Origin of the sequence: Pseudotenacibaculum sp. MALMAid0570, assembly GCF_040151415.1 — a bacterium.
Lineage (GTDB): Bacteria > Bacteroidota > Bacteroidia > Flavobacteriales > Flavobacteriaceae > Polaribacter.
Genome location: NZ_JBDKWF010000041.1, coordinates 21,644 through 46,705 on the forward strand (window position 1 = coordinate 21,644; position 25,062 = coordinate 46,705).

Consider the following 25,062-nt stretch of genomic DNA (forward strand, 5'->3'; position numbering starts at 1 on the left):
GTATATTTGCTCTTTCAAAATTGAAAAATGACCAAACTCATTGCTACAATTTTTTTCTCAACAATTCTCATTACTACCATAGTAGTTCCTACTTATGTGAGTCTAGTGGAAGGAACTTGTGAAATTACCGCTGTAGCTGATTTGAGTGAGGAAGAAGAAAAAAAAGGAAAAGAGTCTGCTAAAGATTTAGAACTTAAAATATACTATTCAGATAGTCCTTCCTCTATATTTATAGACTTGGAAAAGAAAAAAAGAATTCGTTTTTACTCAAAAAACTATGTTTCTTATCAGAAGAAACAACTCTCTCCACCACCCGAGATACTTGCTTAACATATTCGTCGATTTAACAATCAAATAAATTAAGTAAAACTGTTAGCACATACGCTAACAATATCTCATAATATTATCATGTTTAAAACTATTAAAAATGATTTACCCGCTAGTATAGTGGTGTTTTTTGTAGCATTACCTTTATGTTTAGGTATTGCTTTGGCAAGTGGAGCTCCTCTTTTTTCTGGATTAATTGCAGGAATCGTTGGAGGAATTGTAGTAGGATCTTTAAGTGGATCTAAAATTGGAGTAAGTGGGCCTGCAGCTGGATTGGCTGCCATTGTTTTGTCTGCTATTGCTACACTAGGAAGTTACGAAAACTTCTTGTTAGCTGTAGTTCTTGGAGGAGTGATCCAATTACTTTTCGGAATCGTTCGATTAGGAATTATTGGATACTATTTTCCGTCTTCAGTGATTAAAGGAATGTTAACTGGTATTGGAATTTTTATCGTTCTAAAACAAATTCCTTATTTCTTTGGTTATGATACTACCTTAGATGGTGGAACTACCTTTACTAACATTATAAACTCATTTACAAATTTAAGTGTAGGTCCTACTGTAATAGGAGTTATAAGTTTGGTTATTTTGATTCTTTGGGATCGTGTTTTATCTAAAAAAGCAAAAATATTCCAACTCGTTCAAGGGCCACTAGTTGCTGTTGTTTTGGGAATTGTCTTTTACATTTTTACACAATCTAACAGTACATTAGCGTTGAGTTCTAATCAGTTGGTGAGCGTTCCAGTGCCAGAAGATCTTAATTCATTCTTTGGACAGTTCACTTTCCCTAATTTTGCAGCATTTAGTGATCCAAGTATTTGGATTGTTGCGTTTACCATTGCTTTAGTGGCAAGTTTGGAAACATTATTGTGTGTAGAAGCAACAGACAAATTAGACCCTGATAAAAACGTAACTCCTACAAATAGAGAATTATTAGCACAAGGAGCTGGAAATATGATCTCAGGATTAATTGGAGGGTTACCAATTACTCAAGTAATTGTAAGAAGTTCTGCCAACATCCAATCTGGAGGAAGAAGTAAGGCTTCAGCTATTATACATGGATTCTTCTTACTAATTTCTGTAATGTTAATCCCAAAACTTTTAAATAAAATACCTTTAGCAGTTCTTGCAGCAGTACTTTTTGTAGTAGGGTACAAGCTTGCAAAACCTTCATTATTTAAAAAAATGTTTCAATTAGGTTGGAAACAATGGATACCGTTTGTAACCACAATTGTTGGAATTATTGCTATCGATCTGCTAAAAGGTTTGGCATTAGGATTAGCAGTAGGTGTTGTAGTTATCTTAATTAAGAGTTTCCAAAACTCTCACTTCTTACATATTGAAGATATGAGTAATGGAGTTCATAAAATTAAAATGACTTTAGCAGAAGAGGTAACCTTCTTTAACAAAGGAGCTATTCTAAAAGAATTGGATAGTTTACCTAGAGATACCTATTTAGAATTGGATGTGAGAAAAACCCGATATCTAGACAACGATATTGTTGAAATTTTACAAGATTTCCGTTTGAAAGCTATTGATAGAAATATCGATATCAAATTAATCTCTGAACGAGGTATTGTAGAAAACCCAGACAACTTTATTGAATTCTTTAAACTAAGACCAAAAACTGCCTAAAACAAACAGTTATGAACACGAAATATAAAATACTTGTGCTTTCTGACTTAAAAAAGAACACAAGTTACACATTGAAAAGTACAATAAGTTTGGCTAATATGATTGGAGGAGATATTAAGTTCTTCCATGTAAAAAAACCAGTTGATATTGTAGAAAAAGACAATCAATTGTCTGCGATGCGTAGCATTAATAATGAATATACAGTAACAGAAAAGAAGATCAAGCAATTGCTTCAACCTTTTTCTGAAAGCTATAGTACTCGTATTCAATCTTCTTTCTCGTTTGGAAACGTAAGAGAAGAAATTGAAAAATGCATGAATCAATATCAACCAGATATTATTGTTTTAGGAAAGAGAAAAGCAAATTCTCTTCGTATTGTTGGAGATCAAATCACACAGTTCGTATTGAAAAATTTTAAAGGAACTGTAATGATTGCTTCAGATCAAAACACATTAGAACCTAACAAAGAAATTTCGCTAGGAATGCTAAATGGAACTACCAATGATATATCACATATCGATTTTGCTGAAGATTTGATTAAGAACGCTCAACTTCCATTGAAGTCATTCAAAATCATTAAAAACTCAGAAAAGGTAGAAAAAAACCCAACTCCATCCACTCAAAAAATGGTTGAGTATGTTTTTGAAGAAAGCGATAATGTTAACAAGAACTTAGCAAACTATCTATCAAAAAATAATATTAACTTGTTATGCGTTAATAGAGAAAATAATTACCCAATTAACAAATTGAATGTTTCACTATTAGTAGCAAACTAAAAACACAAAATAATCTTATAAATTAAATAATTATGGCAACAAAAAAAGAAGAGCAAGCTAAAATTACACCTCAAGGTGCAATTGACAGGTTAAAAGCGGGAAACAAAAGATTTGTTGAAAGTCAAGGAGTAAATAGAGATTTACCTGCTGAAGTTGTACAAACAAGTACAGGTCAATATCCTTATGCAACAATATTGCATTGTATCGATTCAAGAGTTTCAGCAGAACTTGTTTTTGACGAAGGAGTAGGTGATGTTTTTAGTGTACGTATTGCAGGAAACTTTGTAAATGATGATATTCTAGGAAGTATGGAGTTTGCATGTAAATTGGCAGGCACTAAATTAATCCTAGTATTAGGGCACACAGCTTGTGGCGCTGTAAAAGGAGCTTGTGACGATGCTAAACTTGGAAATTTAACTACTCTTATTAGCAAACTAAAACCTGCTGTAGCTGCTGTAGATTCTCCTTCTGATCCAAGTGAGAGAACATCAAAAAATATCGATTTTGTAAATAATGTAGCTGAAAAGAACGTGTATATGACAATTGATAATATTAGATCTCAAAGTGCTGTTTTGAAAGAAATGGAAGACAATGGAGAAATTAAGATTGTTGGAGGTATGTACGATATCAAAGATGGTTCAGTAACTTTTTACGAATAAAGAGATACATGAAAAAAGCAGTTTTAGCACTGGCATTTCTATTAATCTCCTTTACCGCTACTAGTCAAAATAGTGGTTTAGGAGATTGGTTAATCTACATCGGAAGTAAACAATTGAATGAAAAGTGGAATTTACACCATGAGATTCAATATAGAAATTACAATGCCATCGGAGATTTAGAGCAATTATTAATTAGAACCGGACTAGGTTATAATATTGGCTCGAGAAGTAATGTATTACTAGGGTATGGCTATATCAACTCAGAGAATTTCACTGGAAATGGAGATGATCAAAAGACCGTAGAAGAGCATAGAATCTTCCAGCAGTTCATTACAAAGCAGAATATAGGAAACGTAACTCTACAACATCGCTATCGTTTTGAACAACGTTTTGTAGAAAGTGATTTTAAAACACGTTTTCGCTATTTCTTAAGCCTAAACATTCCTTTTAAAAAAGAATCGAAATACTACCTTTCTGCTTATAACGAGATTTTTCTCAATGGCGAATCTAGAGTTTTTGATAGAAACAGGATTTATGGTGGCTTAGGCTACAAAGTGAGCAAAGGAGTAAAAGTAGAACTAGGCTATATGAGTCAAGTTTTCGAAACTTCTAGCCGAGATCAAATCAATATTATTACACTGGTAAATTTCTAGTAACGGTAAAAAATATCTGTTAAAAAAACCGATGAGTTAACTCATCGGTTTTTTTTTGAGGTAAAAATCTTTATTTTAGGGCTTCACTTTTAAACTTTTGTTAGGCATGAAGAATCTTTTTTCTAATCTCCGAGGAGATCTTTTTGGTGGAATTACCGCCGGAATTGTAGCACTACCATTGGCTTTGGCCTTTGGTGTATCATCAGGCTTAGGCCCTGATGCAGGACTCTACGGAGCAATTTTTATCAGTTTCTTTGCGGCTTTATTTGGTGGGACACCAACGCAAATTTCTGGACCAACAGCACCTATGACGGCCGTAAGTATGGTAATCATTGCAGGTATTATTGCCGCTAATGATGGTGATGTAAACAAGGCTTTACCTTCTATTTTATTAGTATTCTTACTTGCAGGAATCATCCAAATCGGATTAGGATTTGCAGGAATCGGAAAGTACATTCGATACATTCCTTATCCTGTAGTCTCTGGGTTTATGACTGCCATTGGGGTTATTATCCTAATTACCCAGATAGGACCATCTTTGGGATATAATCCAAAACAAGACACAGAGTTTGTTCAACAATTCAAACCAGAAGCAGAAGAAAGAATTCTAGAGAATATTCTTAAAGATGAAGTGAAAGAAGACATTTTAGTTCTTGAAGATTTCGAAAAAACAATTGAAAGAGCCAATAAAGTTTCACAAGCAGATATCTTACGAGAATCTCAAACACTTGCTGCTAAAGAAGCTTCAGGAGTACTCGGTTCTATTAAAGTACTGCCTAGAATGCTTAAAAATATCAATTGGTTAGAACTGGGACTTTCCTTAGTAACCATTTTTATTATTTTCGGTTTTAAACGAATAACAACTAAAATACCTAGCACATTAGTTGCCCTAGTCGTCGTCACTGGAGGAGCAGTCGCTCTTGGACTCGACTACAATCCTATTAGAGAAATTCCTAGCGGATTTCCTATGCCTAACTTAGAAATCTTTAGTGGTTTTAGTATAGGAGCTATTACGCCTTATATCTTTACAGCCATTGCTTTAGCACTTTTAGGAGCTATTGACTCGTTGTTAACTTCTGTAGTTGCAGATAACATGACCAAAACCAAACATAAGCCTAACAAAGAATTAGTGGGTCAGGGAATTGGAAATAGTATTGCCGCTATTTTTGGAGGAATTCCAGGTGCAGGAGCAACCATTAGAACTGTAGTAAATATCAATTCTGGAGGAAAAACAAAATTATCTGGAATGATTGCAGGGGTTCTATTACTAGTTATTATGCTTGGATTTAGCTCTGTTGCTTCTAAAATTCCAGCAGCTGTATTAGCAGGAATCTTAGTTACAGTAGGTATTGGTGTAATGGATTATAAAGGGTTGAAGGCCATTCCTTCGATGCCAAAAGACATTAAAATAGCTGGAATCAAATTAAGTTCTGAAGTACTTATTATGATTGTAGTATTAGTATTATCATCTCTTTGGGATCTAGTATATGCAGTAGGAATTGGATTGGTAATTGCTTCTCTAATGTTTATGAAAAAGATTGGAGATTTAACCGCACAACGATCCGATGTGAAACCTTTAAAAGAAGAACCTTGGGCTGATGAAGTAGGAATTACTGCCGGACTTAAAGAGAAAGTTTTCATCAAACATATTAAAGGGCCTTTATTCTTTGGATCAACTAGTGAGTTCCAACAACTAGCAAAACAAATTCCGGCCACAGCCTCTATGATTGTTATTCGTATGGATAGAATGCAATATATAGATCAATCTGGGTTATATACTTTAGAAGATATTATTGTCGATTTAAAGAAAGCTGATAAGAATGTCCTTTTTGTAGATGTTCAAAAGCAACCAAGATACATGATGGAACGAATTGATATGATTCCAGATTTAATTGGTGAAGATTGTATTTTCGACGACTTTAAGAGTTGTTTAGAATGGATGAAGGAACACAAAGACGACAAATAATGCCTATTCTTTTTTAGGCGTTGTCTTTGTCATTTTTCCTTCCCAAGTTCTTCCTCCCATGGAAGATTTGTAGTAGACTCTATTTCCTTTCACTTTTGTGATTTTGATGTGGAGTCTACTACCTAATTTAAAAGGAAAATCAGGCAGGGTTACATCTTGAATAATTAGATAATATTCACAATCTGAAACCCATTCTATATTAGATTTTATATAATACTTTTTGTTCTGGTGATATTCTACGTGCTTGTCTTCGCCAAACTGAACAAGAACATCTTGTTTTGCCAACTTATATACAAAAGAATTATTCTTTAAGATAGCACAATCTTGATCTGTTGGATTTCCTACAGAAAAAATGAAAAGCAATGGGATTAAAAATTTGACGAAAAATTTCATAGAATCATTTCTGAGCGCAAGTTACTGTTTTTCGTAAAAACTAACGCCATTATTTATTTCAGTTTCTTTTGTTTCAATTTCTTCAATAATTGAGGGAAAAATGGTTGGAACTATGCTTTTCACAGGAGCGTATAAAATTGAATTGTCTAAAGTCTCTTTTCCAACAAAAGGAATCGTTCCGTTCACTCTTGAGAAGAACACAAAAATTACACTTAAAATCAAAACACTTTTCAACAAAGCAAAAACACCTCCTAAAATCTTGTTAACCAACCCTAACGCTGCAAAATCGGCTACTTTAGTTAGTACTTTTCCTAAAGAAGAAACAGTAATAACTATCGCAATAAATGTAATAGCAAAAGCCGTTAAGGCTATATAATTTTCATCCCAATCTACACGTTCTTCTAGCAAATCGGCTGCAAAATACGAGAAATGAATTGCTCCCCAAACCCCTCCTATCAAAGCAATTAAAGAGGCTACTTCTACAAAAAAACCTTTAGCAAACCCTCTTACAAAAGCAAAAATAAGTAGCGCCGCTATGATAATGTCGAAAACGTTCATGGAGAATTCTAATTTGTTCAAATATAAGTAACTCGTAATTATTTTTGAGTCTTTCTTGTTTGTATCTTTATAACGATGTTTGCCTTAGTAGATTGTAATAACTTTTATGCCTCTTGTGAGCGGGTGTTTAATCCTAGCTTGCAAAAAAAACCTGTAGCAATTTTAAGCAATAATGATGGTTGTGTTATTTCGCGTAGCGACGAAGCAAAAACAATAGGACTTCCAATGGGTGCTCCTATTTTTAAATGGGAAAATTTCTGCAAGCAAAATAGCATTCATGTGCTTTCATCTAATTATCCGTTGTATGGCGATATGAGTGCTAGAGTAATGAAGATCTTAGAGCAATTTACCCCTGATGTAGAAGTGTATAGTATAGATGAAGCTTTTTTAGAATTTAAAGGGTTTGAGCATTATGATTTTGATGATTACGGAGCTCAAATCAGAAACCGAATTTTAAAATGGACGGGAATTCCTACCTGTGTAGGCATTGCCCCTACAAAAGCCTTAAGCAAAGTTGCCAATAAGATTGCGAGAAAGTTTCCAAAAGAAACAGGAGGAGTTTATGTTATTGATTCTGAAGAAAAACGCATTAAAGCTTTACAATGGATCGATCTAAGAAGTGTTTGGGGAATTGGACATCGTTTGCAAAAAAGACTCAAGGCAAAAGGTTGTATAACAGGATATGATTTCACTCAATTATCCGACAGTTGGGTTCGAAAGAATTTTTCTATCACCGAATGGAAACTTAAAAAAGATCTTGAAGGAATTTCTAAATTAGAGTTGGATGTTCGAGAAACAAAACGAGCAATTGCTACCACGCGCAGTTTTGAATACACCTATTCTGATATCGAAAATATCAAAGAACGTATTTCTACTTTCGCAGCTAGTTGTGCAGAGAAATTAAGGGCGCAAAATTCTAGTTGCCATATGATTGTTGTTATTTTAAGCAGTGATCGTCATAAAAAAGACACCGAACAACATCGAGGTTCTAAAACAGTTGTATTTCCATATCCTACAGATTCTACTCTTACAATTACCAAAGCTGCTGTTGAAGCTATAAGTACCATTTTTAGATCAGGAATTAAATACAAAAGAGCTGGTGTTATTGTCACAGGATTGGTTCCTACAGGAAATCATCAACTTGATATGTTTGTAAGTGAAAACCCCAAACACAAACCCTTGATGCATGCCATTGATCATCTGAACAAAAAATTTAAAGCCGATAAAATAAAACTAGGTAACCAAGATTTAGAACGCACCTGGAAAATGCGTCAAGAACGGTTATCACCAAAATATACCACAAAAATTTCCGATATTATTACTGTAAAATAAACACTATGTCCCTTCAATTTTTTTCACCCAAATCCTATGATAGCAATGGTGCTATTTTTATTGATACAGGAATTTCAGCCGGATTTCCATCACCAGCAGACGATTTTAGAGAAACTCGTATTTCTTTAGATGAAGAACTCATTTTGAACAAAGAAGCTACCTTTTTTGCAAAAGTAAGTGGACAATCGATGATTGGCGCTGGATTGGATGATAATGATTTGCTAGTAATAGACAGAAGTTTAGAACCTGAACATAACAAAATTGCCGTGTGTTTCTTGGATGGTGAGTTTACTGTAAAACGATTAAAAGTAAAAAACGGAGAAGTATGGTTACAACCTGAAAACCCTAATTATCCTATCATTCAAATTACAGAAGAAAACAATTTTGTTATCTGGGGAATTGTAACCAATGTGATTAAAAGAGTATAACTACCATTCATGAAAAAACAGCTTTTATTTTTCCTCTCTATCGTGTTGCTAAGCACTACTTATGCACAAAAAAGCAATGTGTTTCAAGATACCATTCCGTTTCGAAATGATTTGGGTTTGATTATTATTCCTATCACTTTTAACGGAGTAGAAAAACAATTTGCTTTTGATACTGGAGCAGAATATTCAGTGGCTTATGGTTGGGCTCAAGAAAGTTTGACGAAAACTAGCAAAACCATGACCATTAATTCGTCTAGCGGATTGAAAAGTAAAATGCGTTTTTATAAAAGCGGAACCATCGAATTGGGAAGTCGTAAAATTAGAGGTCATCGCATTTTAAACACTCCTAAGAATACTATTTTTTCTTGCTATCGTGTAGACGGCATTCTTGGTGTTGACATTATTAAGGAACTCAATTGGACCATCGACTATGAAAAGAAAATTCTCATTATGTATCCTGATAATTACTTTCCAGAAAAAGTAAAAAAGATGCATCCTTTGGATTTTGATTTTAAAAACAACAGACCGTATCTGTTTTTAAAACTGAAAAAAAACAGATTGCGCTTTTTATTGGATACTGGAGCTGGAGGAAATTCTAATATTTCTCGACGTAATTATACACTAACCAACATTGACGACTATCCTCAAACTACTTTTTACAGTGGTAGTTTTGGCGTGAATGGAATTTTAACCTCTTCGCAACCTAAAATTTTTCAACTCTCTAAAGCTACTTCAAGAAAAGTAACATTTTCACCAATCATCAATTATAATAATCAGAAATCTACAAAAGTTAGCAACAACTTATGGAGAGAACAAGAATTGTTTGTAAGTCTAAAAAAAGATCGTTTATATGTTTCTTCTTCATCAATAGACCAATCCTATAGTGGTTACACTTGCTCTGTTATGTTTTTGAAAGGAAAGATGCGCATAATGCGTATCGAAAAAGGTAGCGATGTGTGGAATATGGGTATTAGACAAGGTGATGAAGTACTTAGCTACAACGGTAAGAAATTTACTAATTTTTGTTCTTTAGATCAGTTCCATCGAAAACTTGTGAAGTCTGGAAAATCTTTTCAACTTGAAATGGCAGATGGGAAAAAGGTAACTGTTTCTAAAAACTCATCTTTGCGTTGAAAAATTTTTATCTTTAACACACTTAATCACTAATTAAAAAATAGAACTATGGAAAATTATGACAATAAGATCATTCTTTCGCAAGCTACTGATCAAGAAAGAGTTGCTTTTTACAAAAAAACCTATGCACATGTTGGAGGCGGTGTTTTGGCCTTTTTATTTTTTGAATGGCTTTTGTTTCAAAATGCCAACATTGTATTATTTGCCTTATCTATGACTCAAGGTTATAGATGGTTGCTAATGCTTGGAGGTTTTATGTTGATTACCAATTATGCAGAGAGTACCGTAATGCGTACTTCCAATAGAAACACTCAATATCTTGGGTTTGCGCTTTACGCTTTTGCTCAAGCATTTATCTTTATTCCGCTCATTTTTATTGCCATTGAATATACAGGAGGAACTGCATTGTTAGAAAAAGCAGGTATTGTAACTCTTGGACTTTTTGCTGGAATTTCAGCGATTGTTTTTATCACAAAAAAAGACTTTTCTTTTATCCGAGCTGGACTAACAATGGGATTCTTTATTGCTATAGGACTTATTTTAGCAGGCGTTTTGTTTGGCTTTGACTTAGGTCTTTGGTTTTCTGTAGGAATGTGTGCGTTGGCTGGAGGATCTATTTTATATCAAACCTCTCAAATGGTACATAAATATGGAACAGAAGATTATGTACCTGCAGCCTTAGGTTTGTTTGCTTCCTTAATGTTATTATTTTGGTACGTAATCCAAATCTTTATGTCTAGAGATTAATTCTTAATCAAATTATAAATCTAATGACCGCTCTTTGATACTGAGTTAAATTCAGTGCAAAAAGCGGTTTTTTTATGTAGTTTTGGGTTTCAACTATTTAATTCACAACAAAAATGCGTAGTTCTTATACCCTATTCCTTTCTCTTTGTTCTTTGTTGCTTTTTATAGGTTGCCAACAAGAAAACACCTCAAGTGATACTCCAGTAGTCTATTCTATTTCTTTCGAGAATGCTGTGCATCACGAAGCAGAAATCAATGTTTCTTTTGCAGATGTCAAGCCAGGGAAATTTGCTTTTCGAATGAGCAGAACTTCACCTGGAAGATATGCCTTGCATGAGTTTGCTAAAAACGTCTACAATGTTAAAGCCACCAACGGAAAAGGCGAAGCTTTAGAAATTACAAGGCCTGATCCTTATCAGTGGGTTGTAGATAGCAATGATGGAACAGTGAATGTATCCTATACTTTGTTTGCCAATAGAGGTGGCGGAACCTATGCTCAAATTGATGAAACACATGCGCATCTGAATATTCCTGCTACGTTTATGTTTGCTTCTTCTCATGATGACAATCCTGTGGAAGTAACATTTAATACTCGACAAGACTTGGGCTGGAAAGTAGCCACTCAGCTAAAAAAGGAAGGTGGTAACAAATACTCTGCACCTAATTTGCAGTATTTTATGGATAGTCCTACAGAGATTAGCAATCACCAAATTCGCGCTTTTGATGTAGCTTCAAACGGAAAGAACTATACCATCAATTTTGTGTTACATCACAATGGGACTGATGCAGAACTGGATGAGTATTTTGAAGATGTAAAAGCCATTGTTTTACAACAAAAAGAAGTGTTTGGCGAATTGCCTGATTTTGATTTTGGAGAGTATTTTTTCTTAGGATGTTATATTCCAAATGCTAGCGGTGATGGAATGGAACATAGAAACTCTACTATTTTAACCACAACCAGAAGTTTAGCAGATGGTGGAGCAATAGGTACCGTTTCACATGAGTTTTTTCATGCGTGGAATGTAGAAAGAATACGACCGAAATCTTTAGAACCTTTTGATTTTGAAGCTGCAAATATGAGTGGTGAATTATGGTTTGCCGAAGGGTTTACCAGTTATTATACAGGGTTGATTTTATGTAGAGCAGAAGTAAGAACTGTTGAGCAATACATTAACGGATTGAATGGTGCGTTTAATTATGTATGGAACTCACCTGGAACGCAATTTTTTAATCCGATAGAAATGAGTTATCAAGCACCTTTTGTAGATGCAGCTCGTTCTGTAGATCCTGTAAACAGAGGTAATACTTTTATTTCTTACTATTCGTACGGAAGTGTTCTTGGATTGGCTTTGGATTTGGCTTTACGTAACGAGGAAGGAAATTTGAATTTAGATGATTATATGAAGTTGGTATGGCAGAAATATGGAAAGGAAGAGATTCCGTATACTATTGACAATCTACATAAGGCATTGAATGAGTATTCTGGAAAAGAATTTGGTGATACTTTTTTTACCAATTATATCTACGACAGTCAGATGCCTAACTACCAACGATTATTTGCTTCTGTAGGCGTAAGTTTAACGCAAGAGGGTAAATCTCCTTATTTTGGTGCTAGAGTATCTAACAACAGAATTAGCGGTGAGCCTACTATTGGAGGTCCTGCATACAAAGCTGGACTAGATAGCGGTGATGTTTTGGTATCTGTAAATGGAAAAAAACTGAATGAAAAAACTTCTTTTCATACGATTCTAAACAGTTTAAAAACGGATGATGACATGACGTTGGTGATTAACCGATATGGCAATGAAAAAACAGTAACGGTTAGTTTAACCAAAGATCCTCGCTATACCATACAGCCTTATGAAAAAGTTGGTTTAGAGCTTACAAAAGATATGCTAGATAAGCGCAATGCTTGGTTAAATAAAAAGTAAGCAATCTTATAATAAAAACAAACCCCAACATAGTATGTTGGGGTTTGTTTTTTAGTATTGCACAGATAATATTTCTGAATCATTTGAATTAGTCATCATCTCTAGCATACTTCCACTTTGGCCTTAAGATGGTGTACTTTATTCCAAACACTCTTTGCATTAATGGTTGGTCTTTATACAAAGAATCCATATCTACTTTTTGCAACAATCCAGTTACAACTAACTTTTTGCCAACAATATCACCCACCCAGGGATCCATACCGTCTAAAAAATATGCCCTTTGATTTTCATTAGTAATCACCACAGCTCCTGCTTTTGAGTAATCAGCTACCCCTACTATTTTTATATAATTTTTGTTTTTTGTAATCGAACAACTGTAAAATCCTACTAAAAAAACTATAATGAATGTGATTTTTAATGTTTTCATCTCCAAATTTAAATTCACAACTTTCTTGCTAAGATAACTCAATTTCAAAATACAAAACCCCAACACATTGTATTGGGGTTGTTTTTAGAATCTATTCTACGATATTTGCAGGGACTACAAGCCTGCCAGACGCAGGCTGGTCCGCGCTATCGGGTTATATAAGCTTGCTTTGTTCCTAAAAGTGTATTAAGTTGCTTACTAGGTACACTTTTTAATTTGCTTTGATAATTAATATCATATTCTATCTTCCCTTCAAATGTTTGGGAAAAAAGAAAATTTATACTTAGTAAGAGTAATAAGCATATTAATCTATTCATTTATTATTATTTTAAAATTTAATCTACTATTTGAAGGGTCTTCTTTTGAGTATATTACCTCAAATACATCTCCTTTATTTACTTCCTTAATTGTTTGTTTTTGATTTTTAAGATATCTAATACCTCCTACTTCATATTGATAAGTCACATATATCCCTCTTTTGAATCTCTCTTCAATTTTTATGATTTCACCCTTTGTATATAGAGAATTATTATCTAACTTTTGGTTATTTGAAATCGAATTCCAGTAAAGAAGTGTAATTATTATAAAAACTATAGAAACTCCTATATATGTTGACTTATCAATTTTTCTCATAATTATTTTTATAAATTTTTAAGTATCTCTTTTATTGTTTCTCCTGTTTTTTTACCTCGATGGCCCGGATATGTTATCCGTGCAAAACTCAAAATACATCCAACTGAATTACTTCTATTTCATTGTCTAACTCAGCATAATTCCTTGCTGAACTAAATACATAATCTTCTGGTAAACTCACTATTTTTTCTACTACTGGATTGTTATGAATATAATGTATCTTTTGCTTGATGAATTTATTTGAAAACACGTGTTCTGCATGATAACCATCTTGCCATACTTTATATTGTTGTTTTCTTTTTAAGTGAGCACAAGCTTGCATAAAATAATCTAGCATCCACTCTCTTCTACTTTCTGGATATTCTAGGATGGTTTTTATAATCTTCTTAGAAGTAAACTTCTTAAAATCTCGCATTATATTTGACAAAGGTTCTTTTTCTGATGCTCTGCATAGCATGTGTAAATGACTAGACATTAAACAATAAGCGTAGATTTCTAAGCCTCTTTCTTTTTGACAATGTTTTAAAGCATCTATTAAAATATACTTCTGCCTTAATCTTGTAAATATATCTATCCAGCCTACTGTTGTTATGGTTATATAGTAAGCCTCTCCTATTACTGTGGCTTTGTACTTGGTTGACATGCAATTTTCCCGTAAGATACTCATTTCTAAAGAAATACAAAACCAGCGCTGAAGCACTGGTTTTGTTTAACTTATGTTAAGTAATTGCACGGACTACAAGCCTGCCAGACGTAGGCTGGTCCGCACTATCGGGTTTGCTTATATCTATTTTACAGTTCTATAAGTGTATAAAATAGTATAAAACAAAACAAAAGTAAGTACCACATATAACCAAAATAATACTGTTTTAAAGTTCTTCTGACTTTGTGTATCATTATCATATCTAGTTTCTATTTCTATATATTTTTTTCCTCTTACAAATGCTAGATAATTTATGATATAAAGAAAAAGTGCCGATAGCAACCCTGTTTCTTTAGTCAATGTAAGAGAGGGTATCAACTTTAATCCTCTTGTAAACAATGCAAATATTGTAAGCAAATTCAAAAACTGTAGCATCAATAAAGAATATATTGATATTGTAACTGGTGTTCTTGCATTAGCATTCCATTTTTTTTCCGTTTTTTGAGCTATTTTATATAGCTTATAAAAAATAAAGGCATACATCTTATTGTTTAAAATACTCACATTTACTTAAAAGAGCTCCTTTTTTATAAACTTCTTTTCTTATTAAGATTCCTTTTTGATTATAATGCTTCCAGACACCATCTTTAGCCATTCTAATATAACTTCCTTTTATTTTAGCAGTTCCATCATCATAAAACTTTTCATAAATACCACTAATAACACCATGATTGTATCCTACCCTAAAAACTAAGATACCTTTGTTATTATAATATAAATTGGTTTTCTTTTTTAAATTGTCCAAAGGAAAAATTTTCATTACCTCTTTATGACCTTCTTTAGAATACCAGACAATATAAAGGTTCTTCTCATCTCTATATTTTTCTCTTTCTAGGATGTTTGTTTCCTTATAATACTCTCTGATGGTATCTTTTATCTTAGGAATTTCCTCTCTTTCCGCACCATGAGTAAACACCATACTCCTAATTTCTTGCGCATTACTTATTATTACTACTAAAAAAAGAGCTACTGTAAAAAGGAGTGTATTTTTGAAATCCATAATATTATTTTTTTAATCTCATTCGATTGTAAATAAATTTTGACAATTCTTCATTTTTAAACCTAACCCCTCTCCATTCGAAAACAAATTCTTGCATTCTGTAATGCATCTTAATTTCTTTCTGATTGTCTTTATTTTTAATTCTGATATATATACTATATTCAGGCACCATTACAGAAAGAAAGTGGTCAATCTTAGATTTTTTTATCATCTGTAATATTTTGCTTACTTCTGTAGACTTATTTATTTGAATCTTTTCACAAAATACATCTGAGTAATCTTCAACTCCTTCTACAAATACTAGTTCTATATTTTGAGCTTTTAATTCATTAATACTTCTATAAAATTTGTTGTTTTCACATCTGTACCCTAAAAATACAAATGCTACAAGCGAAAATATTATGATTAACCACTTTCTTTTCATTATTCATCGGATCTATAAAGATAATCAGCTATAGTTAAACTTCCTTTAAACGTAACTGGTATAGGCACCTTTACTCCAACACTAATACCAAAAGTATACGCGTAATAGGTTATCTTTTCAACAATTGGAGATTGGAATATTACAACTCCTCCCCAGAACACTTTAACTGGGCTACGTAATTGATAGTCTACACCAACACTGGCCCCAACGGTTCCTCCGAGAGGCCCTTGAATAGGAACACTAACATCAGCACTATACTCGAATCCACTGAATGTATTTAATGTTGGATTCGGCTCGGTTGCGTAAAAAGTTGTTATTGTTCCAGATATACTAGCATCGACACCAACATTTCCTCTACCTGAAACAGATACACCATAATCTCCTGTATTAGCTCCTTTCTGAACTATTACAATTGCAATAGAACCTCCAAATCCCCCTTTAAGTGCTACGTCTCCATTAATACTTAAGGCTATTGCATCATAGGCTTGAGTTGGTTCAACTTCAGCATTTAAATCAATAATTAATTGATCTAAATCATATTGAGCAGCTTCACTTCCTGTAAATGTAATAATAGGTATAAAAACCTCATCTTCAATCAATTAAGTAACAACATGAGCTACTAATGTCCTTTCTCCTTTCTCATTATTAGCATAAATACGAAGACCTGTCTTTGCATCTTTACTATTTGCAGAAGGAGCCGGTTCTTCACCTCCACCACCTAATCCAGTACTAACACCAGGTAACAATCCCATACTCTCCTTTAATTGTTTTTCAGATCGTCCGCTAAAAATAGACTGTGAATGTGACGAATTACTTAGTTTTTCTCCATAACCTCCTCTTGGTTCAAGATCACTACCAGTCCCTTGAGGAGCCATCCCATCAGGATCTATAAAGTATACAGGATTGTTAAATGCATAGTTATATGGTGAGTGTCTACGCATTTGTTCTGCAAGAGGATCTATATTCATCCAACGCCCTAAAGTCGCATCGTAATTTCTAGCAGAATAATCATGCCAATTCAAACCTAGCTCATCATTGAGTTCTTTTCCATTGTAACCATACTTTTGCGCTAGGCTATTTCCATTAGAAGAAACCACGTTATTATACCCCTTATGCTTAAGACCAAGGGGATAGTAATCTAACATCATTTTTTTGAGCTTTTACTAATTTTGAAAGCCTTATCTCTTGTTTTATTAATATATTTTCAAAGAACTTCTTGTTTTAAAAGGGATACTAAAATTTCTATTAGTATCCCTTTGTTAATAATATCTCAATTCTTATCTAGTGGATTTACTGACATATCCTCATCAGATTTCTCAAAACTAGTTGATGTCTCTCCATCTGGCCCAATATCCAAATAACGGTTACCTGTAATCCAAAGATACATACTCCCCAGGAATTGATAATCTTTACCAGATTCATTAAAAGTTTTCCATTCATCTAATTCAATAACACAACCATTTTTTTCATCTTGCTTCCATTTTCCATTATGTGATATTTTTACATCTCCTTCTTTATAGTAATGATAAAATGTCCCATCTTTATGAATATCTATCCAATTGATGGCGTTTTCATTATTGTAACAATAATACCTTCCAGGTAGTTTATTTAAATCACAAGTACGAAGATCCAAACATCCTTGTAATACAAAGAAAATTACTGATAATATTAAAATTCGCTTTTTCATAATTATTATTGTTTTGGTATTTTCCATATCGCAAAAATATTTTGCCTTATAGTGGATAAAATTTTGTTTTTCTTCCCGGGTTTTCTTTTATAATTTCCGACTTTTTGATGAAGATATAAAGATTCTCTACTAGTGTTATTGTATATCATTATATACAAATTTTGATCTTTAATCTTTACTCTTGCTGTAGCTCCACCTATAAAAAATTGAGAATGATTTGAATTTGCATGTTTCTGTGCGGACTCTTTCCAAGACGCAGGATTCCACTTTGAAATATCAGGACTGAATTCTAATTTTATTGTTTCAGTATTAGTATCTGGTAATTTTTTAAAATCATATCCTTTTTTTTCTAATATTGCTGTAAGCTCTCCTAACAATTCTTCTACAATTCTACCACTTAGATAACTTGTAGCGAAAGGATGTTTTCCATAAATAAAATCTCTTTCTACTTTACCTGTACCTGTTGCAAATTCATATAGTAAAATACCTATAGTGGTAAGTTCGTCTGTTTCAAAATATTTTTGCTTTTGCTTTTCTGTCAGCTTAGATAAATTTTTACCATCCGCATATATTACCGCAGATCCTTGAAGTGCTTTAGAAACTATTTTATCAATAATATTATCATCTGAATTTTCAGAAAAAACATCTTGCCCTATGTATTTTCTTCTCATTTCACTGTGAAGCTGACCTCTTTCATCAACTTTCTCAGAATCCGCTCCGCTAGGGTCAGCCCATACCACAGGATTATTATCAAAAGCGCTATAGGTTGAAAATTCATAATGGGTAACTGGATCAATACCATTCCAACGTGCAATTGCAGGATCATATAGTCTCAATTCCATTTCATATAAATTCAATCCTAAGGATTCCTCAAGTTCTATCCCATTATACTTAAACTTCTGCGCAACGCTATTCCCATTAGCACTTACCACATTATTATACCCTTTATGTTTTAAGCCAAATGGGTAGTAATTGGATTCTTCTATGATCTCCGCCTGCGCGGAGATGACACCGTTACCATCAGAATCTGCGTATGAAAGCCTAACATTCCCTAAATGATCTTTGTACTGGTATACGTAGCTATACGTTACACTGCTACCACTTACAGAAGCTTTTACATAGCCTTCTGCTTGGTTAAAGAATTGTAAAACATTGTTTTCATAGATATAATTCCCAGCATAATCTGTGGCAACCCCTTGTACTACCTTTCTTTGCTTTACTCCAGAGGCATCATAGGTATAAGTAATGTTTTGTCCTCCAATAGTTACTTGGGTAGGCAAGTTCAAATGGTTGTATACAATGTTGGTAATTCCTTTGTTGGCATCAAAAACCATGTTTCCATTGGCGTCATAAGTATATTCAGCCGTTGGTAAATTAGCCCCATCCTTAAACCCATAGTTATCATCTCCATTATCTAAGACTTTTCTTAGCTTGTTGCTAGTAGATTCGTATGTATAGGTTAAGTCATCCATAAATCCGGCAATCACATTTGTTCCGTTGTGCCCTTTTCTCTGCAAGTTAAGAATGTTTCCATTTTTATCATAGCTTACCGATGTTAAATTATAATTTCCTGTATTGTCTATACCACTAATAATTCTATTTAAGGCATCATAACTATAGGTATAGGTTTTGGTACTACTATCTGTATTGGCAGTATTCCAACTGGTTTGTACAATGTTTCCGTTATACAAGGCAGTACCAGAAGTAGGATTGTTATAACGCAATGTAAAGTTAAACAAATCATTATCATTATTCGCATCTTGGTTCATGTTTGTCAACCAACCTCTTACGTTGTAGTTATAATCTACCGTTTGTAATCTAGTTTGGGTCGTAGTTTTTCCTCCTACTTTTTTGGTGGTGAGTTGTCCTAACTCGTCATACGTATTGCTGGCAATCACTTCTCCAACGCTAGCTCCATTTAAAAACTGCTTTTGCGTAGTTAATCTTCCTGCATGGTCATAGCTAAACTCATCTCTCGTGTTTTGTGTAGACAACGCATCGTTCGTATTGGTGTGTGAAGTATACGTTTCTATTGTTTTTCCAGTAAAATCTAGATCCATTTGAGCAATGTCTGTGGTTCCTAAAAAGTCGTTTTTAGAATAAGTGTATACTGCTCTTCCTCTGGTATCGTAATAGTTTACTGTGGTAATCCAGTTAGAAGTTCCCAATACTTTTACTTTACTTCCTGTTGCCAAGCCTTGAGTTCTTGTGGTTAAGGTTTCTCCAAATTCGTGGATGATATTTCCAGGAAGATCAGAACCTGCTCTATCAAAGTCATAATCGTCATAGTAATTTACCGTAAGTACAGAGATGTTATTGACATCTGTAGGATACATTTTATTGGTATACTTAATTACAATACCACTTAAAGTACTTTGAGAAGTTGTTCTGTCTTCATACATGTTTTGAGGAAGGTCATCTTCAAAAAGAGGTTGCATTGTTAAACGAGTTCTTCCGTTATGGAAGATTCCTGTATAGGCCACTCTTCCCCTAGCATCATACTTAGTAAACAACCAATCTTGCGTAGTTCTTAAATTGGCATCTTGTGTTAGCACGGGTCTGTCTAATTTGTCATAGACAATATATTCTACTCCTTTTCCTGGAATCTTCTTTTCTACCAAACGATTTCTTGTATCGTATTGGTATTGGTAGCATAATTCATTTAGCTCTGTACTTGTTGGAATGTTTACCTGTGCTTCTGCTTTAGGAGGTAATACATAGGTTAAATTTCCATGAACATCATACACATAGTATGTGTCATGAGCTGTTGATACCCCAGAAATATCTGCATAAGTCCTTTTTAAAATCACTTGTCCCATAGAGTTTTTAAACTCTTCAGTCGTGTGATTCTTTGTGCTTGAACCATCATGATTTTCATCTTTGGTGACTGTTTTGATTAAATCTCCTTTGCTGTAGTAGGAAGTTCCTCCTACCAAAGTAGGTACGTAGGTACTTGTTAGAGATACTTCATAAAAACGAACCTCATTAGCCGCATTGGTTTGGTAGCCCATTTCTATTTCATGACCATTACCTAACTTCCAGTCTTTCCCAGGAGCCGCTTGTTTGGTGACTCTACCTAACGGAGATTTTTCAAAATCTTTTTCAGAATAGGCATTAATATCTAAAAGAGCCATTCCTGTAAAATCGCTTCCATAGTTGTTTTGATAATACGATAAAGTATTGTTTAGTGCATTAGCATCATACAAACCTGTATTGCTAGTAGAAGCAAAAGGTAAATATTCTTTCTTTTGTCTTCCAAAAGCATCGTACTCAATATATTGAATGATATCTTTTTCATTCGGACTTTGTTTGATTCCTACTGTTAGTTTTGGAAGTCCTAATCCGTTTAAATACGTTACGTTTTTGAGTGCATCTGCATTTTGGATGATCTGACTCATAGCGGTTACCTCTTTTTGAGGAGCAATGGTATAGACGTAGTTCTCGTTACTCAATGTAGGTCCTCCTGGACAACCATTTCCTGATCCTAGTCCATTACTTGTAGGGCATTGATCGTCTCCATTAGCTACATAACCTGAAGGTTGTGAACATTGTGTGAGTGTTACATTCGGATCTCCCAATCCATCACCATCTGTATCTTGATACCAAATAGTACCTCCTACAGAACCGCTGATAGTTAAAGATCCCGATCCTGCACTCCATAAACCAGTACTTAGGTTTTTGGACTTGATATAATAGGTTCCTGCTGAAGTTACATTATAGTTACTTGTTGCTGGGTAAGTCTCATCTGTGTTCCAAGCTGCTGTTTGCCAGTACCACATTTCTCCTGAAGGAATAGTTCCTGTCTTGGATAGTAAGGCTGTGCTACAGTTCTCACTAACTATGGTAGGATTTGGTGGATTGGCTGGTGCATTTACCGTGACTGTTACATTCTTACTCGCCTGCAAAGTACCTGCACTTGATGAGGTTACATTATACTTAACCACTCCTGGGTTGGTATTCCAAGTAATCGTTACGCTATTAATATTCTGAGAGGTAATTGTTCCCCCTGTGGCAGTCCAATTGGCTGCATAAATAACAACTCCTTTTGAAGCTTTTGTATAAACTTTACTATCTCCCGAATTGGCAGTAGCATCTCCGTTTATTCTTAATTGCTGTGCTTGCACATGCGAACATAAGGTTAGCAAAAACAAGCTTAGTATAATTGTATAAAAATTCTTTTTCATAGCTCTTAGTTTTTATAGTGATACTCATTCTTACTCAAGATTTTCCCGTAGGCATCTTTTACATAATCCAATCTGTTCATGGTATCATAGTAATAAAATACACTTTCTCCTCTTGGGTCAGTAACGCTTGTCACTCCCACTAATGGATCATAAGTGATTGTTGTTACTAGTGCGTTGGATAGATTTGCATGATTACGTAAAGTCTCTAAATGAGTTCTGAGTGTATTCTCTGCACTCACACTTGTATCTGCATTCGAAGCAGCAATAATATCGTTGTATACACTAGTTGGAATATCGGCAAACGTAGCGTTTTCAATTTTTGCTACTGGAAGCGTTTGATCATATCCCCAGATATAAACAATATGAGTTCCATCTTCTTTGCTTACCTCTTTGATGTTTCCATTATCGTAATATCCATGGTAAATCAATCGATCTTCAAAAGCGTCTGTAGTCTTTGAAGTAACCACTTTAGATACCTCATACATATTGGTGTAAAAACTACTGTAAATGTTCTTCACTCTGTTGGTTACAGTTCCATCTACTGATGTTTTTACAAGTAAAGGCACATTAATCTTATTGATTCCCACCATGGCACTAATGGCTACTTGTTCTGTTGAAGTAAAGTCATTCAACAAGTTTCCAACTGGATAAATAGTCTCTGTCTTATAGTGCTTTTCAACTCCTTTTTCTTTGATATAGCTATTGCTTACACTCTGTAAGAAGTTTACATTGTTATACGCAAATGTTTGTCTAGTAACAATAGAATCAGCTAGCACTCCTGTTGGGAAATCCTTTGTTTTTGTCTCTATCAATTGTACCCATCCTGTCTTTAAATCGTCATTAAATACGGTTAAATCAGGAGGAATAGTTCCACAGTTTTGACTTAGTGAATTATCAAAGCATAGACCTCCTCCAGAATTACCATCCATAGGAGGGTTTCCTCCTCCTTCTGGAGTCTTGTTTTTATATTGAAGATAACTCAGATACAATTGACTATATCCACATGTTTCGTAGTCTATCACTCGAAATGAAGGCGCAATATTCTCACTTACATAGTTGTAATTATTGGTAACTTCTTTTAACATACTTCCTGTTTCGTTATAAACCTTTTGTGATAGTAAGTTTCCTCTTTTAAAATCTACATTTTCTACAGGTGTAAATGGATAGGTGAAAGCTGCTGCTGGCGTAGGAAAATCATAGGCTGTGGTATACTCATAATCTGTATATCCATTACCAAGTTCAAAAACTCTTACTTGTTTGTATCCTACATAGTTTCCTTTTGTCAATTGTGTATTTGGTCCTTTCTCTATCGTTTGATATTGAATCGTTGATGGAGCTGTAGGACAAGGCCCATTATATTCAATCGGATCTCCATTAGGTGATAATCCGTTTGAAGGAAATAGGAAAATCAGTTTGTTTACATTATAGCTATACGTCTTTTGTAATCCTGCTCCAACAGCATCAATAGCTCCAGAGGATTTTGTAGTTCCTGGTTCGTTATAATCATAATATATTCTGCGTGATGCTTTAATTGCATTGTCACTATCCCAAAAAGATATTTCCCCAATACGAACTCCTCCTCCTAAGGCAGCTTGTATAAAAGGAGTACTTTGATTTCTATAGTAAAGTTTAGCAAGACCTGTAGCATTATACGAATCTAATGTTAAACTTAGAACTTCTATCTTGAATGTATAGGTTCCTGCTTCTAAGAAAACGCTATTGGTTCCTTGTGGTTGTATAACCTCTTTATAGTTAAACCCATTTTTTTCAATAACAGCATACAAAAGAATTGAACCGTCTACATTGCTTGGAATTGTAATATTGTTTTCTATTGAAACTGTCTGATCAAAACCAATCACAACCGTATTATTCCCTAAAGTGTAATTTAAACCATTAGTGCTATTAATTGTATACGAAAGTGAACTATTGGTTGATGATGTGTTTGCTGGATTCAGCTTATAGTAATCATCATTAGTTAATGATTGATCTCGCTCATAAGAAAAGGTATTGTGTTCAAAATAAAATTGCTTATTTCCTCCTGTTGGATAGCTAATCTTTTTCAAAAGTCCTTTTTGAATTGCTGTAATATCGAAACTTCCTTGAGAGCTACTTCCGCTATTGTATCCATACAAATCAGACCCATATCCATATCCGGGTAAGTTTGCTTTATCATTGTATTCTAAAACCGTGTTTTGAATCAAACTTCCTCCTACTTCTGATACTTTAGTCAGCCACAAACGATTGGTAGTTTCATAGGTAAAGTTGAAGGTTTTATTTGTTTGGTTGATTTTATCTTTAATAGACACACTATTTAATACAGCTCCAAAAGTCTCAGGATGTGTATTAGCTGCACTAAAGTTCACACTACTTCCGTCTTTAAAGGTAATCTTTAAAGGTTTTTTAGTCTGCGCTGTAGTAGCATAATGACTTACGGTAGTACGAGGTTTGAAAATAGAGTTGTTAAAACTATTCTTTAACACATCTGTAGAGAAAGAACTCAATATTTTATTTTCTATTCTTGTTTTAGATGCTTCATAGGTATGTGTATGATCTGAATAGGTAAATGTTGCTAAATCAATTCCATTACTCGTCTCTATTTTACTGATATGCCAAGCGGAAGTATTGCTAATTGATGCTGAAGATCCAGAAGCACTAATATTTGCCATAAATGGATTTGCTTGAGTAGATGATGCAGTCACTGGCTCTGAATATGAAGTCTCTTCTATATCAAATGTATACTTGTTTCCTAAAGCATCTGTGATTATAAAATCGCTGATTTTCCCTTTAGAATCTGCTGTAAAATCAATCTTTACATTGTCATCTTTCGAAAGTAATTTTGCTTCAAAATTAGATCCGTTCTTTACGATCACAAAACGTCCACTTTTTCCTAATAAACTATATTGATATAAATCTAACTGATTGTCATATTGATAATTAGAACTGTTATCTCCCCTCGCCGCCTTCCATTGATAAGTAATCTTTGCATCTGTACTTAGATTATCATAATTCCAAAAATCAGGATTGTTGTACACTCCTTTTCTATGGTCGTCAAATTCATCAGGAATTCCTCTGACTGTTCTAGAGATAACTCCTCCTGTTTCTAAAGCCCATCCTGTGCCTACCCAACCTGAACGACTGTCTATTTTTACTCCCGATGTCGTATAGCGTAAAGCAACATTCAATCCGATTCCGTTACCAATAGATTTAGAATAAATCGGAATTACAATATTGGGTTGTCCAGAATAATAATCTACTGGGACTTCCTCAAATTTCATTAAACTCGCTACCGTAGGTGAAGGTGGAATAACTTCAGGTAGCTTCAGATCATCTTGGGCAACACATATCCCTGTTACACTGAAAAGTGTAAACCATAACAATAGTCTTTTCATACGTAAATTTTTTAAACGTGATTAATAACAATTTTTTTGAAAAAGAAGGATGTTATGTAAAAGGGGAAATTCTAAA

24 protein-coding genes are annotated in these 25,062 nt (G+C 34.0%); 11 read left to right on the forward strand and 13 right to left on the reverse strand.

The window, feature by feature from the left end; all coding sequences use genetic code 11:
- Positions 1-27: 27 nt before the first annotated feature.
- From AAON49_RS00615 to AAON49_RS00640, 6 genes are all read left to right on the forward strand, one after another.
- Positions 28-330, forward strand: a complete 303-nt coding sequence (locus tag AAON49_RS00615) for a hypothetical protein (protein ID WP_349551867.1) — start codon at positions 28-30, stop codon at positions 328-330.
- Positions 331-408: 78 nt separating this feature from the next.
- On the forward strand, positions 409-1,962 hold the full coding sequence (locus tag AAON49_RS00620; RefSeq protein WP_349551869.1) for a SulP family inorganic anion transporter: 1,554 nt from the start codon (positions 409-411) through the stop codon (positions 1,960-1,962).
- An 11-nt stretch (positions 1,963-1,973) separates the two neighbouring features.
- Entirely contained in the window at positions 1,974-2,738 is a 765-nt protein-coding gene (locus tag AAON49_RS00625) for a universal stress protein (RefSeq protein ID WP_349551871.1), read from the forward strand.
- Between the two features lie 29 nt (positions 2,739-2,767).
- On the forward strand, positions 2,768-3,397 hold the full coding sequence (locus AAON49_RS00630) for a carbonic anhydrase family protein (protein ID WP_349551918.1): 630 nt from the start codon (positions 2,768-2,770) through the stop codon (positions 3,395-3,397).
- 8 nt (positions 3,398-3,405) lie between these two features.
- Positions 3,406-4,050 carry a DUF2490 domain-containing protein gene (locus AAON49_RS00635; protein WP_349551873.1) on the forward strand — a complete coding sequence of 215 codons (645 nt, stop codon included), beginning with the start codon at positions 3,406-3,408 and terminating at the stop codon, positions 4,048-4,050.
- 106 nt (positions 4,051-4,156) lie between these two features.
- Positions 4,157-6,016, forward strand: a complete 1,860-nt coding sequence (locus tag AAON49_RS00640) for a SulP family inorganic anion transporter (RefSeq protein ID WP_349551875.1) — start codon at positions 4,157-4,159, stop codon at positions 6,014-6,016.
- 3 nt (positions 6,017-6,019) lie between these two features.
- On the opposite strand, the gene AAON49_RS00645 is transcribed toward AAON49_RS00640, so the two are convergent.
- The gene (locus AAON49_RS00645; RefSeq protein ID WP_349551877.1) at positions 6,020-6,409 is read right to left on the reverse strand and encodes a hypothetical protein; all 390 of its coding nucleotides are present in this window, start codon (positions 6,407-6,409) and stop codon (positions 6,020-6,022) included.
- Between the two features lie 21 nt (positions 6,410-6,430).
- Complete coding sequence (locus tag AAON49_RS00650; protein WP_349551878.1) at positions 6,431-6,967, reverse strand: CvpA family protein; 537 nt, start codon at positions 6,965-6,967, stop codon at positions 6,431-6,433.
- 75 nt (positions 6,968-7,042) lie between these two features.
- On the opposite strand from AAON49_RS00650, the gene AAON49_RS00655 reads away from it, so the two are divergent.
- The 5 genes from AAON49_RS00655 to AAON49_RS00675 all read left to right on the forward strand — a co-directional run bounded on the left by AAON49_RS00655 (position 7,043) and on the right by AAON49_RS00675 (position 12,539).
- The gene (locus AAON49_RS00655; protein WP_349551879.1) at positions 7,043-8,299 is read left to right on the forward strand and encodes a Y-family DNA polymerase; all 1,257 of its coding nucleotides are present in this window, start codon (positions 7,043-7,045) and stop codon (positions 8,297-8,299) included.
- A gap of 5 nt (positions 8,300-8,304) precedes the next feature.
- The gene (locus AAON49_RS00660; RefSeq protein WP_349551881.1) at positions 8,305-8,727 is read left to right on the forward strand and encodes a LexA family protein; all 423 of its coding nucleotides are present in this window, start codon (positions 8,305-8,307) and stop codon (positions 8,725-8,727) included.
- Positions 8,728-8,736: 9 nt separating this feature from the next.
- Complete coding sequence (locus AAON49_RS00665; RefSeq protein ID WP_349551882.1) at positions 8,737-9,861, forward strand: aspartyl protease family protein; 1,125 nt, start codon at positions 8,737-8,739, stop codon at positions 9,859-9,861.
- A 48-nt stretch (positions 9,862-9,909) separates the two neighbouring features.
- Entirely contained in the window at positions 9,910-10,608 is a 699-nt protein-coding gene (locus tag AAON49_RS00670) for a Bax inhibitor-1/YccA family protein (RefSeq protein ID WP_349551884.1), read from the forward strand.
- 113 nt (positions 10,609-10,721) lie between these two features.
- Positions 10,722-12,539 (forward strand): M61 family metallopeptidase, encoded by a 1,818-nt coding sequence (locus AAON49_RS00675; protein WP_349551885.1) that lies wholly within the window; start codon positions 10,722-10,724, stop codon positions 12,537-12,539.
- Between the two features lie 88 nt (positions 12,540-12,627).
- Here AAON49_RS00675 and AAON49_RS00680 read toward each other — a convergent pair whose 3' ends face one another.
- The 11 genes from AAON49_RS00680 to AAON49_RS00730 form a co-directional block, all read right to left on the reverse strand.
- The gene (locus tag AAON49_RS00680; protein ID WP_349551887.1) at positions 12,628-12,966 is read right to left on the reverse strand and encodes a hypothetical protein; all 339 of its coding nucleotides are present in this window, start codon (positions 12,964-12,966) and stop codon (positions 12,628-12,630) included.
- 309 nt (positions 12,967-13,275) lie between these two features.
- On the reverse strand, positions 13,276-13,599 hold the full coding sequence (locus AAON49_RS00685; protein WP_349551888.1) for a DUF3592 domain-containing protein: 324 nt from the start codon (positions 13,597-13,599) through the stop codon (positions 13,276-13,278).
- Between the two features lie 88 nt (positions 13,600-13,687).
- Complete coding sequence (locus AAON49_RS00690) at positions 13,688-14,242, reverse strand: REP-associated tyrosine transposase (protein WP_349551890.1); 555 nt, start codon at positions 14,240-14,242, stop codon at positions 13,688-13,690.
- Positions 14,243-14,386: 144 nt separating this feature from the next.
- Positions 14,387-14,785, reverse strand: coding sequence for a hypothetical protein (locus AAON49_RS00695; RefSeq protein WP_349551891.1), 399 nt, complete (start codon positions 14,783-14,785; stop codon positions 14,387-14,389).
- 1 nt (position 14,786) lies between these two features.
- A complete protein-coding gene (locus tag AAON49_RS00700) occupies positions 14,787-15,302 on the reverse strand; it encodes a toxin-antitoxin system YwqK family antitoxin (protein ID WP_349551893.1) in 516 nt (171 codons plus the stop codon).
- A gap of 4 nt (positions 15,303-15,306) precedes the next feature.
- The gene (locus tag AAON49_RS00705; RefSeq protein ID WP_349551894.1) at positions 15,307-15,726 is read right to left on the reverse strand and encodes a hypothetical protein; all 420 of its coding nucleotides are present in this window, start codon (positions 15,724-15,726) and stop codon (positions 15,307-15,309) included.
- On the reverse strand, positions 15,726-16,325 hold the full coding sequence (locus AAON49_RS00710; RefSeq protein ID WP_349551895.1) for a hypothetical protein: 600 nt from the start codon (positions 16,323-16,325) through the stop codon (positions 15,726-15,728). Before AAON49_RS00710 ends, AAON49_RS00705 begins: the two co-directional genes overlap by 1 nt.
- Positions 16,326-16,874 carry an RHS repeat domain-containing protein gene (locus tag AAON49_RS00715; RefSeq protein WP_349551897.1) on the reverse strand — a complete coding sequence of 183 codons (549 nt, stop codon included), beginning with the start codon at positions 16,872-16,874 and terminating at the stop codon, positions 16,326-16,328.
- 122 nt (positions 16,875-16,996) lie between these two features.
- Complete coding sequence (locus tag AAON49_RS00720; protein WP_349551898.1) at positions 16,997-17,413, reverse strand: hypothetical protein; 417 nt, start codon at positions 17,411-17,413, stop codon at positions 16,997-16,999.
- A 5-nt stretch (positions 17,414-17,418) separates the two neighbouring features.
- Complete coding sequence (locus tag AAON49_RS00725; RefSeq protein ID WP_349551900.1) at positions 17,419-21,597, reverse strand: DUF6443 domain-containing protein; 4,179 nt, start codon at positions 21,595-21,597, stop codon at positions 17,419-17,421.
- A 5-nt stretch (positions 21,598-21,602) separates the two neighbouring features.
- Complete coding sequence (locus AAON49_RS00730; RefSeq protein ID WP_349551901.1) at positions 21,603-24,986, reverse strand: hypothetical protein; 3,384 nt, start codon at positions 24,984-24,986, stop codon at positions 21,603-21,605.
- Between the last annotated feature and the right edge of the window lie 76 nt (positions 24,987-25,062).

Excerpts from the sequence above, each read along its gene's own strand:
- AAON49_RS00615 (WP_349551867.1), top strand. The coding sequence starts at position 28 with ATGACCAAACTCATTGCTACAATTTTTTTCTCAACAATTCTCATTACT.
- AAON49_RS00620 (WP_349551869.1), top strand. The coding sequence starts at position 409 with ATGTTTAAAACTATTAAAAATGATTTACCCGCTAGTATAGTGGTGTTT.
- AAON49_RS00625 (WP_349551871.1), top strand. The coding sequence starts at position 1,974 with ATGAACACGAAATATAAAATACTTGTGCTTTCTGACTTAAAAAAGAAC.
- AAON49_RS00635 (WP_349551873.1), top strand. The coding sequence starts at position 3,406 with ATGAAAAAAGCAGTTTTAGCACTGGCATTTCTATTAATCTCCTTTACC.
- AAON49_RS00640 (WP_349551875.1), top strand. The coding sequence starts at position 4,157 with ATGAAGAATCTTTTTTCTAATCTCCGAGGAGATCTTTTTGGTGGAATT.
- AAON49_RS00645 (WP_349551877.1), bottom strand. The coding sequence starts at position 6,409 with ATGAAATTTTTCGTCAAATTTTTAATCCCATTGCTTTTCATTTTTTCT.
- AAON49_RS00650 (WP_349551878.1), bottom strand. The coding sequence starts at position 6,967 with ATGAACGTTTTCGACATTATCATAGCGGCGCTACTTATTTTTGCTTTT.
- AAON49_RS00655 (WP_349551879.1), top strand. The coding sequence starts at position 7,043 with ATGTTTGCCTTAGTAGATTGTAATAACTTTTATGCCTCTTGTGAGCGG.
- AAON49_RS00660 (WP_349551881.1), top strand. The coding sequence starts at position 8,305 with ATGTCCCTTCAATTTTTTTCACCCAAATCCTATGATAGCAATGGTGCT.
- AAON49_RS00665 (WP_349551882.1), top strand. The coding sequence starts at position 8,737 with ATGAAAAAACAGCTTTTATTTTTCCTCTCTATCGTGTTGCTAAGCACT.
- AAON49_RS00670 (WP_349551884.1), top strand. The coding sequence starts at position 9,910 with ATGGAAAATTATGACAATAAGATCATTCTTTCGCAAGCTACTGATCAA.
- AAON49_RS00675 (WP_349551885.1), top strand. The coding sequence starts at position 10,722 with ATGCGTAGTTCTTATACCCTATTCCTTTCTCTTTGTTCTTTGTTGCTT.
- AAON49_RS00680 (WP_349551887.1), bottom strand. The coding sequence starts at position 12,966 with ATGAAAACATTAAAAATCACATTCATTATAGTTTTTTTAGTAGGATTT.
- AAON49_RS00685 (WP_349551888.1), bottom strand. The coding sequence starts at position 13,599 with ATGAGAAAAATTGATAAGTCAACATATATAGGAGTTTCTATAGTTTTT.
- AAON49_RS00690 (WP_349551890.1), bottom strand. The coding sequence starts at position 14,242 with ATGTCAACCAAGTACAAAGCCACAGTAATAGGAGAGGCTTACTATATA.
- AAON49_RS00695 (WP_349551891.1), bottom strand. The coding sequence starts at position 14,785 with ATGTATGCCTTTATTTTTTATAAGCTATATAAAATAGCTCAAAAAACG.
- AAON49_RS00700 (WP_349551893.1), bottom strand. The coding sequence starts at position 15,302 with ATGGATTTCAAAAATACACTCCTTTTTACAGTAGCTCTTTTTTTAGTA.
- AAON49_RS00705 (WP_349551894.1), bottom strand. The coding sequence starts at position 15,726 with ATGAAAAGAAAGTGGTTAATCATAATATTTTCGCTTGTAGCATTTGTA.
- AAON49_RS00715 (WP_349551897.1), bottom strand. The coding sequence starts at position 16,874 with ATGATGTTAGATTACTATCCCCTTGGTCTTAAGCATAAGGGGTATAAT.
- AAON49_RS00720 (WP_349551898.1), bottom strand. The coding sequence starts at position 17,413 with ATGAAAAAGCGAATTTTAATATTATCAGTAATTTTCTTTGTATTACAA.
- AAON49_RS00725 (WP_349551900.1), bottom strand. The coding sequence starts at position 21,597 with ATGAAAAAGAATTTTTATACAATTATACTAAGCTTGTTTTTGCTAACC.
- AAON49_RS00730 (WP_349551901.1), bottom strand. The coding sequence starts at position 24,986 with ATGAAAAGACTATTGTTATGGTTTACACTTTTCAGTGTAACAGGGATA.